Origin of the sequence: Streptomyces sp. NBC_00539 (assembly GCF_036346105.1) — a bacterium.
Taxonomy (GTDB): Bacteria; Actinomycetota; Actinomycetes; order Streptomycetales; family Streptomycetaceae; genus Streptomyces.
On record NZ_CP107811.1, the window covers coordinates 3,534,978 to 3,549,795 of the forward strand.

Genomic DNA, 14,818 nt, shown 5'->3' on the forward strand with positions numbered 1-14,818 from the left:
AGTACAGACCGCGGAAACCGCGTGTTTCGCGACCACGCGTTTCAGAAGCGGAAGAGTGGGCCACTCTTCTCCCATGACCGAACGTCCCGTCGTCAAACGCACCGCCCGCGCGATCCTGCTCGACGGTGACGACCTGATCCTCATCAAACGCACCAAGCCCGGCCTCGACCCGTACTGGCTCACTCCCGGCGGGGGGGTGGAGCCCACGGACGCCACCGTGGTCGACGCCCTGCACCGGGAAGTCCACGAGGAACTCGGCGCCAAGATCGTCGACGTGGTGCCCTGCTTCGTGGACACCGTCGAGCACATCGCCGACGGCGGAGTGACCGGCGTCAAGGTGCAGCACTTCTTCGTCTGCCGTCTGGAGTCCATGGATCCCGCACAACGGCACGGCCCCGAGATCGACGAGCCCGAGGGCGAATACGAGATCGTCCGTGTGCCGTTCAGCCGGGTCGGCATCGCGGCCGTCCACCTCGTCCCGCTGTCCCTGCGCCACTACCTCGACGGCAACATCGAAGGCGTACGGGCGATGCACGCCCCCGACCTGCGCTGACGATCTGCCGAGGGGCCGAGGGGCAGTCGCCGGGTCAGCCGGCGGCTCCCACCAACTCCTCGACCGAGTCGTAGCGGATCCGCTCCCACGGGATCCCGATCCGCTTGAGGGCGTCCACACCATTGCGGACCATCGCCGGCGGACCCGAGATGAAGGCGTCGTACGAGCTCCAGGGCCCGTTCGCACCGACGGCCTGGGGCAGCTGCCCCGCCAACCCCTCCCCGACGACCGGACGTACCGACAGCCAAGGATGTGACCGCTGCAGCCCGAGCAGCGTGTCCTTGTCGTACAGGTCGGTGTCGCTGCGCGCTCCGAAGAAGACTTCCATGCGGCGTCGTTCACCGTGCTCCGCCACATCCTCGATCAACGCCTTGATCGGGGCGATGCCCGTCCCGCCGCCGAGGCAGAGCATCCCGTTGTCCGTGCTGTGGTCCACCACCATCGATCCGGCCGGAGGGCCCAGGCGCAGGACATCACCCGGCCGGGCGTGACGCACCAGGGCGTTGGAGACCCAACCCGCCGGAACGGCCTTGACGTGGAAAGACAGCAACCCGTCGGCGCGCGGGGCGGAGGCGAAGGAATAGTGCCGCCAGACCCGAGGCCACCACGGGGTCTCCAGGCTCGTGTACTGGCCTGCGAGGAATGCGTACGGCCGGTCCGGGCGCACCGTCAGCACCGCGATGTCCGGTGTCCGCAGATCGTGGGCGACCACCTCCGCGTGCCACCAGGCCGGCGCTTTGAACTCGTCCTCGGCCGCCGCGTCGATCATGATCTGGGAAATCAAGGTGTACGCCCGCACCCATGCGGCCTCGGCTTCCGGCCCCCAGGTCAGCTCCGCGTACCGGGACAGCGCCCCCATCAGCGCCTCGCCCACCAGGGGGTAGTGGCCTGCCATGGTTCCGTACTTGCGGTGGCCGGTGCCGAGCCGACGCAGATAGGGGGTGAGCACCTCGGGATCGTCGATGTGTTCGGCGGCCGTGAGGAGCGCCTTCAGCAGCCGGTCGCGCTGGGTGTCCATGGCCACGGGGAACATCTCCCGCACCTCGGGTTGCCGCGTGAACAGCAGGGCGTAGAAGTACGAAGTGACCTTGTCGGCGATGGGCGCGATCTCCGCGAGCGTGCTGCGGATGAGTACGGCATCGGGGGAGGGCTCGGTCGCCCCGGCACCGGAAGGTATCCGGTCCGTCCCCCGTCTTGCCGGTCTGGTGGACGGAGCGTCCATGCGGTGCCTCGCTTAGAGCATCTCGGTCGGTCTGCACACACCACGGTCGAATCCGTGGTTCCGGGCTTTATAGCGTGCCAGCGGACCGTGTGCCCCGCGGGGGAATGAGGAAACTCGGCGCTCGCATTCCCCTTTCCCCCTAAGATACGGCGACTTCCTGACGTGTCGTCCCGAGGAGCCGGTACGCCTCGCGGAGGTCCCGTCCCTGGTAGATGTATGTGGCCCGCTCCGCCAGGTACTGCTGCGCGTTGACTGCAATCGACGTCGGTACCACCTCGAAGAGCACTGAATCGGTCAGAGAGTCCCCGTAGGCGACACAGTCGTTCCGGCTCACTCCGAACCGGGCGCACAGCCGGTCGGCGACCTCCACCTTCCCCTCCGGGGTGAGGATCCCCGTGACGTCCATGGGCCCGGTGAAGGGGACCGCTGGGTAGACCGACCCGTGCGCGGCATCCGCTCCCCACTCCAGGAGCAACTCCACGAAGAAGGAGGGAGACAGTGAGATCACCGCGCAAAGATCACCACGTTCCTTGATCTCCCGCCACACCTCGCGGATCCCCTCCAGCCACGGGGCACCGTCGAACGCAGCCCGGACATGGGCGGCCGTCAGGTCCGACCACAATGCGTGCGCCGCCAGGGAGAACTCGTGCGGGCCGATCTCCCGGGCAGCGAAGGCCCGTTCCAGCTCGGCGATCTCCTGGCTGACGCCGAGCTGCCGGGAGATCTCTACCGGCGCCGCCGACCCGTACATCAGGGTGCCATCGAGGTCGAAGAGGTGCAGACGCGTCATAGTCATCGAGGCTAGCTTCCATGTTTCACGTGAAACAGCCTGTTTCACGTGAAACACAGACCGGCCTCGACCCGGTGAGGCAGCAGCAGCCGGGCAGGCCGGACGGATGTTTCACGTGAAACGTTCGCCGCGTCGAGCGCCTCGGTCTGCCAAATCCTCTGGACGGCCTCCGCGTCATGATCCAGGCTGAGCCGGTGACACCATCAGAGCTCACCGACCTGCCGATCCGCTCACTGGCCCTGAACGATCTCCGCCACTGCGCCGACCTCTCCGAGGACCGTGGCTGGCTCCGCGAGGACCACAAATGGGGACTCCTCCTTGTGGCCGGGGACGGTTACGGAATCGACGCCCCCGACGGCAACGGACTCGCCGCGGTGTGCGTCGTCACCCGATACGGCCGGCCACATGCCGATCCGGAGCTTGCCGCCATCGGCATGGTCCTCGTCGCCGACCGGTACGCGCGGCAGGGCATGGGGCGCCGCCTCATGACGTACATCTGCAACGACGTCCTCAAGGGCATCCCGCTCACTCTCCACGCCACGCCCTTCGGACGCCCGCTCTATGAGGAACTCGGCTTCGACGCCATTGGCAGCGCCGAGATGTTGCAGGGAAGCTTCCAACCGGATCCCGCACCGCCAGGGTCCGAAGCCGCACTCGTCAGGCCGGCCACCGCCGATGACATCGCCCGGATCGTCGGCTTGGACACGGAGGTGTTCGGTACGGACCGCACCCACCTGTTGACGCGACTGCCGGCCTTCGCAGACAGGTTGTTCGTCGCCGAGGAAAGCACCGGTGAGCTGATCGGTTACGCCGCCATCTGGCCCAACATGGAAACTCATGTGATCGGGCCGCTTGTCGCCCAGGACACAGCCACTGCACGAGCTCTGGTCAACGCACTGGCGGCCACCACCGATCGACCGCTGCGCACCGATGTCGACGTACGCCACGAAGGGCTCATTGCGTGGCTCAAAGCCCGCGGTCTCGGTTCTCTGGCCGTCAACGCCGTGATGACCCGGGACATTTCCCGTCTCCCCGGCGACTGGAAACGGCGCTGGGCCCCGATCACCGTCGCCGCAAGCTGAGGAAGGAACCACCATGGCCGACGACACCGAGCTCACCATCCGCCCCGCGACCGAGGCCGATCTACCCGCCATCGTCTCCCTGCTCGCCGACGACCCGCTCGGGGCGGCCCGCGAATCTCCGGACGATCTCGCCCCCTATGTCGAGGCTCTCAAGCATCTGACGGACGACCCCCACCAACACGTGATGGTGGCCGTCCGCGGTGAGCGTGTCGTGGGTACCCTCCAGCTCACCGTCGTCGCAGGCCTTTCCCGCCGGGGAGCCACCCGCTCCATCATCGAAGGGGTTCGCGTTCACGCCGATGAACGGGGCAGCGGCCTGGGCACCCGATTCATCGAGTGGGCGATCGAGAGGTCCCGCCAAGAGAACTGTGCGCTGGTCCAGCTCACCTCCGACGTCACACGGACCGACGCGCACCGTTTCTATGAACGGCTCGGCTTCACCGCCTCCCACGTCGGATTCAAACTCGCGCTCTGACGGATCGCCCCACGGCCGGGCCGCTGTCCGTAGCCCGGCCTACGATCAGGAGGGTGAATGCCGCCCTCCCTCTGATCACACAGGCCGAGCGTCGCCACCGGCTGGGCCGCCGTCACCGGCTGGCGCCTTCGGCGCGCGCGGCCCTCGTGCCCCAGGCGGCGGACGCCGTCGTCGCCCTGCACGCCACCGACGCCGCGACGGTATTCCTCTCCGCCCGCGCACGGCTCACCGAAAGCGACCCCGCCACGATCGAACAGGCCCTGTACGGGGACGTGAGCCTGGTCCGGCTGCTGAGCATGCGCAACACGCTGTTCGCCGTCTCCACCGAACTCGCGCCCTACGTCGACTCGTCCACGGCCCGGGCCATCGCGGTCAAGGAACGCAGGAGCATCCTCAAGCACCTCGAAGAAGACGGCCAAGGGCTCGATGCCGCCTGGCTGGCCGAGGCGGAGAAGGCCACACTCGACGCACTCGACACCCGTGGTGCTTCCACCGGCGGCCAACTGTCGGCCGCCGTACCCGCTCTGCGCCGGAAGATCACCGTGGGCCGGGGCAAGAATTACGAGGCACAGACCGGCGTCGCGACCCGCGTCATCCGTCTCCTGGCGGCCGACGGGCGGATCCGGCGCGACCGTCCCCGCGGGGCGTGGACCTCCAGCCAGTACCGCTGGGTCCACACCGAGCCCTGGCCGGCCGTCCCGGTTGCCGAGGCCCGCGCCGAGATCGCCCGCCGATGGCTGCGCGCGTACGGGCCGGCCACCGAGGCCGACTTCAAGTGGTGGACCGGCTGGACGCTGACCGACGCGCGCAGGGCCCTGGCCGCCGCCGGTGTGGAACACGTCCGCCTCGAAGGCGGCGCCACCGCCCTCGTCAGCCCTGGCGACACCGTCCCCGAGCCCGCTCCGGAGCCTTGGGCCGCGTTGCTTCCGGCTCTGGACCCCAGTGCAATGGGCTGGGCCGACCGCGGGTTCCACCTGGATCCTGCCTACCGGGCCGCCCTGTTCGACTACGCGGGGAACATCGGCCCGACCGTGTGGTGGAACGGCGAGATCGTCGGTGGCTGGGCTCAGCGCGGCGACGGCCGGATCGTCTGGCGTCTGCTGGGGAGCCCCGGCCGGGCCGCCGAGCGGGCCGTGACCGCCGAGGCCGGCCGCCTCGCGGAGTGGATCGGGGAGGCCCGGATCACCCCTCGTTTCCGGACGCCGCTGGAGCGCGAGCTGGTCTCCTGACGAGTTGGTGTCCGAGCGAGCTGGTCTCCTGAGGGGGCCGGCCGCCCGATCCCCACCCCCTGCTAACCGATGCCGCGCCAGCCCTGCGGGTCCACTCCGCCCGGGACCGGGGCACCGGCGTCGTACGGCTCCCGCGTGAACACGAACGAACCAAGGTCGAGGTGACTCACTGACCCGTCCGCCCGCCGTACCGCGCGCAGTGTCTCACCCGCGTAGTAGCCGTTCAGGCCGGTCCAGCTGCCGTCCTGCTCGGCCCGGAACCTGGCCGTGCGACCCGTCGGCCCCATCGGGCCCAGCTCCAGCAGCCCGTCCGACGTCAGCCGCACCACCTGGGCCGCCGTGCCCCAGTACCAGGGGCCGCACAGCTCAAGGGCCACCGGGTCCGAACCGAGGAAGGGCCGCCACGGCTCGGGGATACGCGGCTCGGCTTCCGCCACGAGGCCGACCAGCTCCACCGCAACGGTCGTGGCGGGCAGTCCCGACGTGCAGTTCGCCAGCACCACCGCGGCCACGTCGTCCGCCTCGCTCAGCCACAGTCCCGCGACGAACCCGGGCAGTGACCCGCCGTGTCCGGCGAGCGCGCGCCCACCGTGGTCCAGTACTTGCAGCCCGAGTCCGTAACCGTTCGCCGGGGCACCCGGCTCGGGGGCGACGGTCGGTGTACGCATTTCGCGCAGTGATTCCGCGCTCAGCACCCCGGCCTCACCCCGAACGAGGAACGCCGCGAACCGGGCCAGGTCCCTGGTGGTGGACCAGAGTTGACCGGCCGAGGCCATGATCCCGAGGTCCTCGACGGGCTCCGGCATCATCACGTCCGCCCAAGGGTGCACCGCCCAGCCGCCGGCGTGCGGTGACTGCGGGCCGACCGTCGTACGGTCCAGCCCCAGTGGCTCCAGCACCTCAGCCCGGAGCACCTCCTCCCAGGGCTTGCCGCGCAGCGCCTCGACGAGCGAACCGAGCAGCGTGTAGCCCGGGTTGGAGTAGTGGTGCCGCAAGCCCGGCTCGAAACGGAAGGGCGCCTCTCCCAGCACGTCACCGAGCGCCGGTCGCAGCGCGGCCGGCGTCCGCTCCCACCACTCGCCCGGCGTCTCGGCCGCCAAACCGCCCGTGTGGGCGAGCAACTGGCGGACGGTCACCTCCCCGGCCCCCGTACCGGGAAGGTGCTTCTCCAGCCGGTCGCCGAGTTCCAGCAGCCCTTCGTCCCGCAGGCGCATCACCAGTACGGCGGTGAACGTCTTGGTGATCGACCCGATCCGGTACTGGACGTCCCCGTCAGGACCGTGCCCTTCGACAGAGGTCCGGGACCCTTCCCAGACCACCTCCCCGCCGCGCACGACAGCAGCGACGACGGACGGCGCACGCCCCTCGCTCTGCGCCAGGGCGATCCGGTGCGTCAGCGCGCGCCGGGTGGCGGGAAGCAGTCGGTGGTCCTCAGGTACGTCCTCAGATACAGCAGCCATGATCGGATGCTACGTGTTGGCCATGTCCACGAACCGCGAATAATGGCCCTGGAAGGCCACGGTGATCGTCGCCGTCGGACCGTTACGGTGCTTGGCCACGATCAGGTCGGCCTCGCCCGCGCGGGGCGACTCCTTCTCGTACGCGTCCTCGCGGTGCAGCAGGATCACCATGTCCGCGTCCTGCTCGATCGAGCCCGACTCACGCAGGTCGGAGACCATCGGCTTCTTGTCCGTGCGCTGCTCGGGTCCACGGTTCAGCTGGGACAGCGCGATGACCGGGACCTCCAGCTCCTTCGCCAGCAGCTTGAGGTTTCGGGACATGTCCGAGACCTCCTGCTGGCGGCTTTCGGGACGGCGCGAGCCGCCGGACTGCATGAGCTGGAGGTAGTCGATGACCACGAGCGAAAGGTCGTTGCGCTGCTTGAGCCGACGGCACTTCGCCCGGATCTCCATCATCGACAGGTTGGGGGAGTCGTCGATGTACAGGGGCGCGGCGGAGACGTCGGGCATCCGACGGGCCAGCCGGGTCCAGTCGTCGTCCGTCATGGTGCCGGAGCGCATGTGGTGCAGCGCGACCCGGGCTTCCGCCGAGAGGAGGCGCATCGCGATCTCGTTGCGGCCCATTTCGAGGGAGAAGATGACGCTGGGCAGGTTGCTCTTGATGGAACAGGCGCGGGCGAAGTCGAGGGCGAGCGTCGACTTTCCCATGGCGGGACGTGCAGCGATGACGATCATCTGACCGGGGTGCAGGCCGTTGGTCAGGGAGTCGAGGTCGGTGAAACCGGTGGGGACGCCGGACATCTGGCCGCTGCGCGAGCCGATCGCCTCGATCTCGTCGAGGGCGCCCTCCATGATGTCGCCCAGCGGCAGATAGTCCTCAGACGTCCGCTGCTCGGTGACCGCGTAGATCTCGGCTTGGGCGCTGTTGACGATCGCGTCGACGTCGCCGTCCGCCGCGTATCCCATCTGCGTGATCTTGGTGCCGGCGGCGACCAGGCGGCGCAGCACGGCTCTCTCGTGGACGATCTCCGCGTAGTACTCGGCGTTGGCCGCCGTCGGTACGGACTGCACCAAGGTGTGCAGGTACGCCGCACCACCCACCTTGCTGATCTCACCGCGCCGGGTCAGCTCGGCGCCGACGGTGATCGGGTCGGCGGGCTCGCCCTTGGCGTACAGGTCGAGGATGGCCTGGTAGATCGTCTCGTGCGACGGACGGTAGAAGTCGTGCCCCTTGAGCACCTCGACCACGTCGGCGATGGCGTCCTTGGACAGCAGCATGCCGCCGAGGACCGACTGCTCGGCATCGAGGTCCTGGGGCGGGACGCGCTCGAAGCCGCCGCCGTCCCACGAGCCGCCCTCGCGCCCGCGGTCCTGCTGGTCGTCTCCACGGCCGCGGCCGTCACCGTTGCGGCGCGAGCGGGCGGGCAGACGGTCACCCGGACCGCTGTCGGCCCAGGGGTCGTCCATGGGCTCGGGCATACTCACCGGGCCGCCTCCTCCCGTCCGCAACGCGGACCTCGCCGTGCCACTCTTTCTAGGGCACGGCTCTGACATTCGGGGACCCCGGACCGGCTGTCGGCGCATCGGGGCAACGCACAACGGTAGGGCCGCGGACGACGTCAGCCAATCTTGTTATCCACAGGCTGTGTGGATGAGATGTGGATGACGGCGCCAATGCTGTGGGTAAGTCGGCCGAAGCTGTGCACGGACCGGGGGACGACGCTGTGGACAAAATCACCTGGCCACCCCTGTTAGCCCACTGACCTGCACTTTCTCCGTCCTCAGGCTGTGAGGGAGAAAATTCTTGGCCACTGTCTCAAGATCGCCTCCAAAGGGGTGCGGAGAACTCCCAAGTCAGCGGCCAAGTAAGGGTCCTAGATATGTTGTGTCCATTACCTGTGGAAGATTAGATTGGGCGTATGAAACTGGCCTCCACAGCACCGGAAGCGGACCCGAGACGACACGACCGCGAGATCCTCGCGCTCGCCCTCCCCGCCTTCGGCGCGCTCGTCGCCGAGCCGCTCTTCGTGATGGCGGACAGCGCCATCGTCGGGCACCTCGGGACCCCCCAGCTGGCCGGCCTGGGCGTCGCAGCCGCGCTGCTCACCACCGCGGTCAGTGTCTTCGTCTTCCTCGCCTACGCCACCACCGCGGCCGTCGCCCGACGGGTCGGCGCGGGTGACCTCCAGGCCGCCATCCGCCAGGGCATGGACGGGATCTGGCTGGCACTGCTGCTCGGGGCTGCCGTCATCGCCGTCGTCCTGCCCACCGCGCCGCGGCTGATCTCCCTGTTCGGGGCTTCCGACACCGTCGCCCCCTACGCGGTCACCTATCTGAGGATCTCCGCCCTGGGCATCCCGGCCATGCTCGTGGTGCTGGCGGCCACCGGTGTCATCCGTGGGCTCCAGGACACGCGCACGCCGCTCTATGTCGCCATCGGCGGCTTCACCCTCAACGGGGCCCTGAACCTGGCGCTCGTCTACGGGGCAGGCCTCGGCATCGCCGGCTCCGCGTGGGGCACGGTGATCGCCCAATGCGCCATGGCGGCCGTCTACCTCGTCGTGGTCATCCGCGGCGCCCGTCGGCACGGAGCCACGCTGCGGCCCGACACGGCAGGCATACGCGCCTGTGCACAGGCCGGCGTGCCCCTACTGGTCCGCACGCTGTCCCTGCGGGCCATTCTGATGATCGCTACTGCCGTAGCCGCTCGGCTGGGGGACGCGGACATCGCCGCTCACCAAATCCTTCTTTCGCTGTGGACACTGCTCGCCTTCGCGCTGGACGCGATCGCGATCGCCGGACAGGCCATCATCGGCCGGTACCTGGGCGCAGGGGACACCGAAGGGGCCAAGGCTCTGTGCCGACGGATGGTGCGGTGGGGCGTCATCGGCGGCCTTGTACTGGGTCTGCTCGTCGTTCTGGCGCGATCCGTCTTCGTGCCGCTCTTCACCAGCGATCCTGTCGTGGAGGACACACTGCTGCCCGCCCTGCTGGTACTCGCCGTCTCCCAGCCGATCTGCGGCATCGTTTTCGTACTCGACGGGGTCCTGATGGGCGCGGGTGACGGCCGCTACCTGGCCGGCGCGATGCTGCTGACCCTGGCCGTCTTCACTCCCGCCGCGCTGCTCCTGCCCAGCCTGGGAGGCGGCCTGACCGCCCTCTGGTGGGCCATGACCTTGATGATGGTGGTCCGTATGGCGACCCTCCAGCTGCGCGCCCGCTCGGGCCGGTGGCTGGTGGCCGGCGCTACCCGCTGACCCCGGGCGGGCGTTGTTTCACGTGAAACATCGCCTGGTCCCACGAGACCCACCGTGTTTCACGTGAAACGAAGAACCCCGGAAACGACGAAGGGCCGCACCCCACTGGGGTGCGGCCCTTCGTGCGCAGCACTTAGGCGGCGACGACCTCGACGCCCACGTTCGCCAGGACCTCGGCGTGCAGACGCACGGAGACCTGGTACGAACCGAGGGTCTTGATCGGCGAGCCGAGCTCAACGCGGCGCTTGTCGACCTTCGGGCCACCAGAAGCCTCGATCGCCGAAGCGATGTCGGACTGCGTGACGGAACCGAAGAGACGGCCGGCGTCACCCGAGCGGGTGGCCAGGCGCACCTTGACGCCCTCGAGCTTGGCCTTGATCTCGTTGGCCTGCTCGATGGTCGCGATCTCGTGGATCTTGCGGGCGCGGCGGATCTGCGCCACGTCCTGCTCGCCACCCTTGGTCCAGCGGATCGCGAAGCGACGCGGGATCAGGTAGTTGCGGGCGTATCCGTCCTTGACGTCGACGACGTCGCCAGCGGCACCGAGGCCATTGACCTCGTGGGTCAGGATGATCTTCATTAGTCGGTCACCCTTTCCTTATCGCGCGGTGGACGTGTAGGGCAGCAGCGCCATCTCACGGCTGTTCTTCACGGCCGTGGCGACGTCACGCTGGTGCTGCGTGCAGTTGCCGGTAACGCGGCGGGCACGGATCTTGCCACGGTCGGAAATGAACTTCCGCAGCATGTTCGTGTCCTTGTAGTCCACGTACGCGGTCTTGTCCTTGCAGAACGCGCAGACCTTCTTCTTAGGCTTGCGCACAGGCGGCTTCGCCATTGTGTCTCTCCTGTGTGATCAAGAAGTGGGGATGCGAGCTGCCCTAGAAGGGCGGCTCGTCCGAGTAGCCACCGCCGGAGCCGCCGGAGCTTCCGCCCCAGCCGCCCCCGCCGCCGCCCTGCTGCTGGCCACCGGCCGGCGCGCTGGACGCCCACGGGTCGTCGGAGGGAGCTCCGCCGCCCTGAGGCGCACCGCCGCTGGGGGCTCCGCCCCAGTTGCCGCCGCCGGCCTGCGGCTGACCGCCGCCGTACCCACCCTGGCCGCCGCGACCCGTGGTCTTGGCGACCTTGGCCGTGGCGTTCTTCAAGCTGGGGCCGACTTCCTCGACGTCCAGCTCGTAGACCGTGCGCTTGACACCCTCACGGTCCTCGTACGACCGCTGCCTCAGCCGGCCCTGCACGATGACGCGCATGCCTCGCTGGAGGGACTCGGCGACGTTCTCCGCCGCCTGCCGCCACACCGAGCAGGTCAGGAACAGGCTCTCGCCGTCCTTCCACTCATTGGTCTGACGGTCGAAGGTGCGGGGGGTGGACGCGACACGGAACTTCGCGACCGCCGCACCCGAGGGGGTGAAGCGCAGCTCGGGGTCGTCGACGAGATTGCCGACGACCGTGATGACGGTCTCGCCTGCCATGGATGAACCTCTCGGCGGGGATTTGCTGCTGGGCTGCTGTGCTACTCGGTCCCGATTACCGCTGAACCGAAGTTCAGTGGGTCTCGGGGCGGAGGACCTTGGTCCGGAGAACCGACTCGTTCAGGTTCATCTGTCGGTCAAGCTCCTTGACGACCGCAGGCTCGGCCTGGAGGTCGATGACCGAGTAGATGCCCTCGGGCTTCTTCTTGATCTCGTAAGCGAGACGACGACGGCCCCAGGTGTCGACCTTCTCGACCTTTCCGTTGCCCTCACGGACGACGGAGAGGAAGTTCTCGATCAGCGGGGAGACAGCGCGCTCCTCGAGATCGGGGTCGAGGATGACCATCACTTCGTAGTGACGCATGTGGAACCCACCTCCTTTGGACTCAGCGGCCACGGTCGTTCCGTGGCAGGAGGGTCGTGATGCGTGCGCACGGCGTCCACAGAGCAGACACCGCGCAGACCGTACAGACTACCTGCTCGACTCCTTCCGGTTGAAATCCGGCAGGAGTGGGCCACACTCTGTATCCATCGGGTGTGCACGGTGCTATGCCCCCGGCTCCCCCGGAGGCGGCCCCGTAGCACCGCTCTGCGGCAGCCAGGAGGTGCCTTCCGATGGCACAGGCAATGCGACCTCAGTCCTCCATCTCGCTCTTCGCGACCGACGGCAAGCCCCACCCGCTACAGGACACCCTGATGGCGGTCACCGTGATCCTCGGCGTCGTGGCGTTCGTCACGGGGTTCTTCGACAACCTGCACCTGCTCAGCTCCTGGACCGGGCTGATCGGGATCATCACCGGCGCCTACGGACAGTTCATCTCGGAGACGACACGCGAACGCTTCGCGCTGATCATCGGGCTTGGTGCCTCAGCCGTGGGCTTCTTCCTCGGCATGGCACACGGCGGCCTCTTCGGCGGCTGGCTGGGCTGACCGGGGTACCTCCGCGACGGGGCGCCGCCCGGCACCGGGCGGGGCCCGACCCGTCCCCCAGTGGGGCGGCGCCCCTGTCGCAGTAGGCTTCGCGCCATAGCAGCGAAGCCGCCGGAGGAGCACCCCGCATGAGCCTGTCCCTGAGGACCATCAGCCGAGAGCAGCATCTGGGTTACCTCCAGAGCCTGCCCTCGGCTAGCCACTGCCAGGTCCCGGCGTGGGCCGACGTCAAGAACGAGTGGCGTTCGGAGAACCTCGGTTGGTTCGGCGCGTCCGGCGAACTCGTCGGTGCCGCCCTCGTCTTGTACCGCCAGCTGCCCAAGGTGAAGCGGTACCTCGCCTACCTGCCCGAGGGACCGATCATCAACTGGTTCGCCCCGAACCTGGAGGAGTGGCTCCAGCCGATGCTGGCCCACCTCAAGCAGCAGGGCGCCTTCACGGTGAAGATGGGTCCGCCCGTCGTCATCCGCCGCTGGAACGCGGCCGCCATCAAGGCCGGCATCCAGGACCCGGACGTCAAGCGCCTGCGGGACGTGGAGGCATCGGTCATCGAGCCCCGCGCCTTCGAGGTTTCCGACAAGCTGCGCCGGATGGGCTGGCAGCAGGCCGAGGACGGCGGAGCCGGCTTCGGAGACGTCCAGCCCCGCTACGTCTTCCAGGTACCGCTGGCCAACCGTTCGCTGGACGACGTCCTCAAGGGCTTCAACCAGCTGTGGCGCCGCAACATCAAGAAGGCCGAGAAGGCCGGTGTCGAGGTCGTCCAGGGCGGTTACGACGACCTGCCGACGTGGCAGCACCTGTACGAGATCACGGCCGAGCGCGACAAGTTCCGCCCGCGCCCGCTCAGTTACTTCCAGCGGCAGTGGACGGCCCTCAACTCCGAGGACCCCAACCGCATGCGGCTGTACATCGCCACGCACGAGGGCGAGCCGCTGGCAGCCGCCACGATGCTCACGGTCGGCCAGCACGTCTGGTACTCCTACGGCGCCTCCGCCAACCACAAGCGCGAGGTCCGCCCCTCGAACGCGATGCAGTGGCGCATGCTGCGCGATTCCTACGCGCTCGGTGCGAGCGTCTACGACCTGCGCGGAATCAGTGACACCCTGGACGAGAACGATCACCTGTTCGGTCTGATCCAGTTCAAGGTCGGCACCGGCGGCGAGGCGGTCGAGTACGTGGGCGAGTGGGACTTCCCGCTGAACAAGGTGCTGCACAAGGCGCTCGACATCTACATGTCGCGCCGCTGACGGCACCCGCCCCATCCACAAACACAGCACCGCCGCACCCAGCGGCTTATCGGAGAGGTTCCGGACGGGCATGGCGCTCACGCTCTACGTCGACACCGCGCGCTGGCGTGCGCACCAGAAGCAGATCGCGGACCAGTTCCCCGGGCTGATCCCGGTCTGCAAGGGCAATGGCTACGGCTTCGGCCACGAGCGGCTGTGCGAGGAGGCGACCCGGATGGGCGCCGACATCCTGGCCGTCGGCACGACGTACGAGGCCGCGAGCATCAAGGACTGGTTCGGCGGTGATCTGCTCGTCCTCACCCCGTTCCGGCGGGGCGAGGAGCCGGTGCCGCTGCCGGACCGCGTGATCAGGTCCGTGTCCTCGGTGGACGGGGTCCGGGGCCTGGTCGGCGCCCGCGTCGTCATCGAGTGCATGAGCTCGATGCGCCGCCACGGTGTTTCGGAGCAGGACCTGGGGCAGCTCCAGTCGGCCATCGAGGACGTGCGCCTGGAGGGCTTCGCCCTGCACCTGCCGCTCGACCGCCCCGACGGCTCCGATGCCGTCGAGGAGGTCATCGGCTGGATGGACCGGCTGCGCGCCGCACGGCTGCCGCTGCACACCATGTTCGTCAGCCACCTGCGGGCCGAGGAGCTGGCCCGGCTCCAGCAGCAGTTCCCGCAGACCCGTTTCAGGGCCCGCATCGGTACCCGGCTGTGGCTGGGCGACCACGAGGCGACCCAGTACCGGGGCGCCGTCCTGGACGTCACGCGTGTGGCCAAGGGCGACCGGTTCGGCTACCGCCAGCAGAAGGCCGCCTCCGACGGCTGGCTCGTCGTGGTCGCCGGGGGTACCTCGCACGGGGTGGGCCTGGAGGCCCCCAAGGCCCTGCACGGGGTGATGCCGCGCGCCAAGGGCGTCGCACGGGCCGGCCTGGCGACGGTCAACCGGAACCTGTCGCCGTTCGTCTGGGCGGGCAAGCAGCGCTGGTTCGCGGAGCCCCCGCACATGCAGGTGTCGATCCTGTTCGTGCCGTCCGACGCCACGGAGCCGAAGGTCGGCGACGAGCTGGTGGCGCACCTGCGGCACACCACCACGCAGTTCGACCGGGTGGTCGACGCCTGAGC

16 protein-coding genes are annotated in these 14,818 nt (G+C 68.7%); 8 read left to right on the forward strand and 8 right to left on the reverse strand.

What is annotated here, in order from left to right; all coding sequences use genetic code 11:
• The first annotated feature begins 73 nt into the window (after positions 1-73).
• Positions 74-553, forward strand: a complete 480-nt coding sequence (locus tag OG861_RS15760; protein ID WP_329196711.1) for an NUDIX hydrolase — start codon at positions 74-76, stop codon at positions 551-553.
• Between the two features lie 34 nt (positions 554-587).
• On the opposite strand, the gene OG861_RS15765 is transcribed toward OG861_RS15760, so the two are convergent.
• Both OG861_RS15765 and OG861_RS15770 read right to left on the reverse strand, forming a co-directional pair.
• A complete protein-coding gene (locus OG861_RS15765; protein WP_329196709.1) occupies positions 588-1,775 on the reverse strand; it encodes a globin domain-containing protein in 1,188 nt (395 codons plus the stop codon).
• Between the two features lie 139 nt (positions 1,776-1,914).
• Positions 1,915-2,565, reverse strand: a complete 651-nt coding sequence (locus OG861_RS15770) for an HAD family hydrolase (protein ID WP_329202318.1) — start codon at positions 2,563-2,565, stop codon at positions 1,915-1,917.
• 176 nt (positions 2,566-2,741) lie between these two features.
• Here OG861_RS15770 and OG861_RS15775 point away from each other — a divergent pair, with 176 nt between their 5' ends.
• Genes OG861_RS15775 through OG861_RS15785 form a run of 3 tightly spaced genes read left to right on the forward strand, consistent with a single transcriptional unit; the run spans position 2,742 to position 5,351 of the window.
• Positions 2,742-3,647 carry a GNAT family N-acetyltransferase gene (locus OG861_RS15775; RefSeq protein WP_329196708.1) on the forward strand — a complete coding sequence of 302 codons (906 nt, stop codon included), beginning with the start codon at positions 2,742-2,744 and terminating at the stop codon, positions 3,645-3,647.
• Positions 3,648-3,660: 13 nt separating this feature from the next.
• The gene (locus tag OG861_RS15780) at positions 3,661-4,122 is read left to right on the forward strand and encodes a GNAT family N-acetyltransferase (protein WP_329196706.1); all 462 of its coding nucleotides are present in this window, start codon (positions 3,661-3,663) and stop codon (positions 4,120-4,122) included.
• Between the two features lie 53 nt (positions 4,123-4,175).
• A complete protein-coding gene (locus tag OG861_RS15785) occupies positions 4,176-5,351 on the forward strand; it encodes a winged helix DNA-binding domain-containing protein (protein WP_329196704.1) in 1,176 nt (391 codons plus the stop codon).
• Positions 5,352-5,413: 62 nt separating this feature from the next.
• Here the strand turns inward: OG861_RS15785 and OG861_RS15790 are convergent, their stop codons facing one another.
• A complete protein-coding gene (locus tag OG861_RS15790; RefSeq protein ID WP_329196702.1) occupies positions 5,414-6,811 on the reverse strand; it encodes a serine hydrolase domain-containing protein in 1,398 nt (465 codons plus the stop codon).
• Between the two features lie 9 nt (positions 6,812-6,820).
• Positions 6,821-8,296, reverse strand: a complete 1,476-nt coding sequence (gene dnaB, locus OG861_RS15795) for a replicative DNA helicase (RefSeq protein ID WP_329196701.1) — start codon at positions 8,294-8,296, stop codon at positions 6,821-6,823.
• Between the two features lie 434 nt (positions 8,297-8,730).
• Between dnaB and OG861_RS15800 the strand changes: the two genes are divergently transcribed.
• Complete coding sequence (locus OG861_RS15800) at positions 8,731-10,068, forward strand: MATE family efflux transporter (RefSeq protein ID WP_329196699.1); 1,338 nt, start codon at positions 8,731-8,733, stop codon at positions 10,066-10,068.
• Between the two features lie 133 nt (positions 10,069-10,201).
• On the opposite strand, the gene rplI is transcribed toward OG861_RS15800, so the two are convergent.
• The 4 genes from rplI to rpsF form a co-directional block, all read right to left on the reverse strand.
• Complete coding sequence (rplI, locus tag OG861_RS15805) at positions 10,202-10,648, reverse strand: 50S ribosomal protein L9 (RefSeq protein ID WP_136210369.1); 447 nt, start codon at positions 10,646-10,648, stop codon at positions 10,202-10,204.
• 18 nt (positions 10,649-10,666) lie between these two features.
• Positions 10,667-10,903, reverse strand: a complete 237-nt coding sequence (gene rpsR / locus OG861_RS15810; protein ID WP_005315025.1) for a 30S ribosomal protein S18 — start codon at positions 10,901-10,903, stop codon at positions 10,667-10,669.
• Between the two features lie 43 nt (positions 10,904-10,946).
• Positions 10,947-11,537 carry a single-stranded DNA-binding protein gene (locus OG861_RS15815; RefSeq protein WP_329196696.1) on the reverse strand — a complete coding sequence of 197 codons (591 nt, stop codon included), beginning with the start codon at positions 11,535-11,537 and terminating at the stop codon, positions 10,947-10,949.
• Between the two features lie 73 nt (positions 11,538-11,610).
• Positions 11,611-11,901, reverse strand: coding sequence for a 30S ribosomal protein S6 (gene rpsF / locus OG861_RS15820; protein ID WP_004950685.1), 291 nt, complete (start codon positions 11,899-11,901; stop codon positions 11,611-11,613).
• Positions 11,902-12,152: 251 nt separating this feature from the next.
• On the opposite strand from rpsF, the gene OG861_RS15825 reads away from it, so the two are divergent.
• The 3 genes from OG861_RS15825 to OG861_RS15835 all read left to right on the forward strand — a co-directional run bounded on the left by OG861_RS15825 (position 12,153) and on the right by OG861_RS15835 (position 14,816).
• Positions 12,153-12,467: a hypothetical protein gene (locus tag OG861_RS15825; protein WP_329196694.1), complete on the forward strand. Its 315-nt coding sequence runs from the start codon at positions 12,153-12,155 to the stop codon at positions 12,465-12,467.
• Between the two features lie 128 nt (positions 12,468-12,595).
• On the forward strand, positions 12,596-13,714 hold the full coding sequence (locus OG861_RS15830) for a lipid II:glycine glycyltransferase FemX (protein WP_329196693.1): 1,119 nt from the start codon (positions 12,596-12,598) through the stop codon (positions 13,712-13,714).
• 70 nt (positions 13,715-13,784) lie between these two features.
• Positions 13,785-14,816, forward strand: coding sequence for an alanine racemase (locus tag OG861_RS15835; protein ID WP_329196691.1), 1,032 nt, complete (start codon positions 13,785-13,787; stop codon positions 14,814-14,816).
• Positions 14,817-14,818 lie beyond the last annotated feature (2 nt).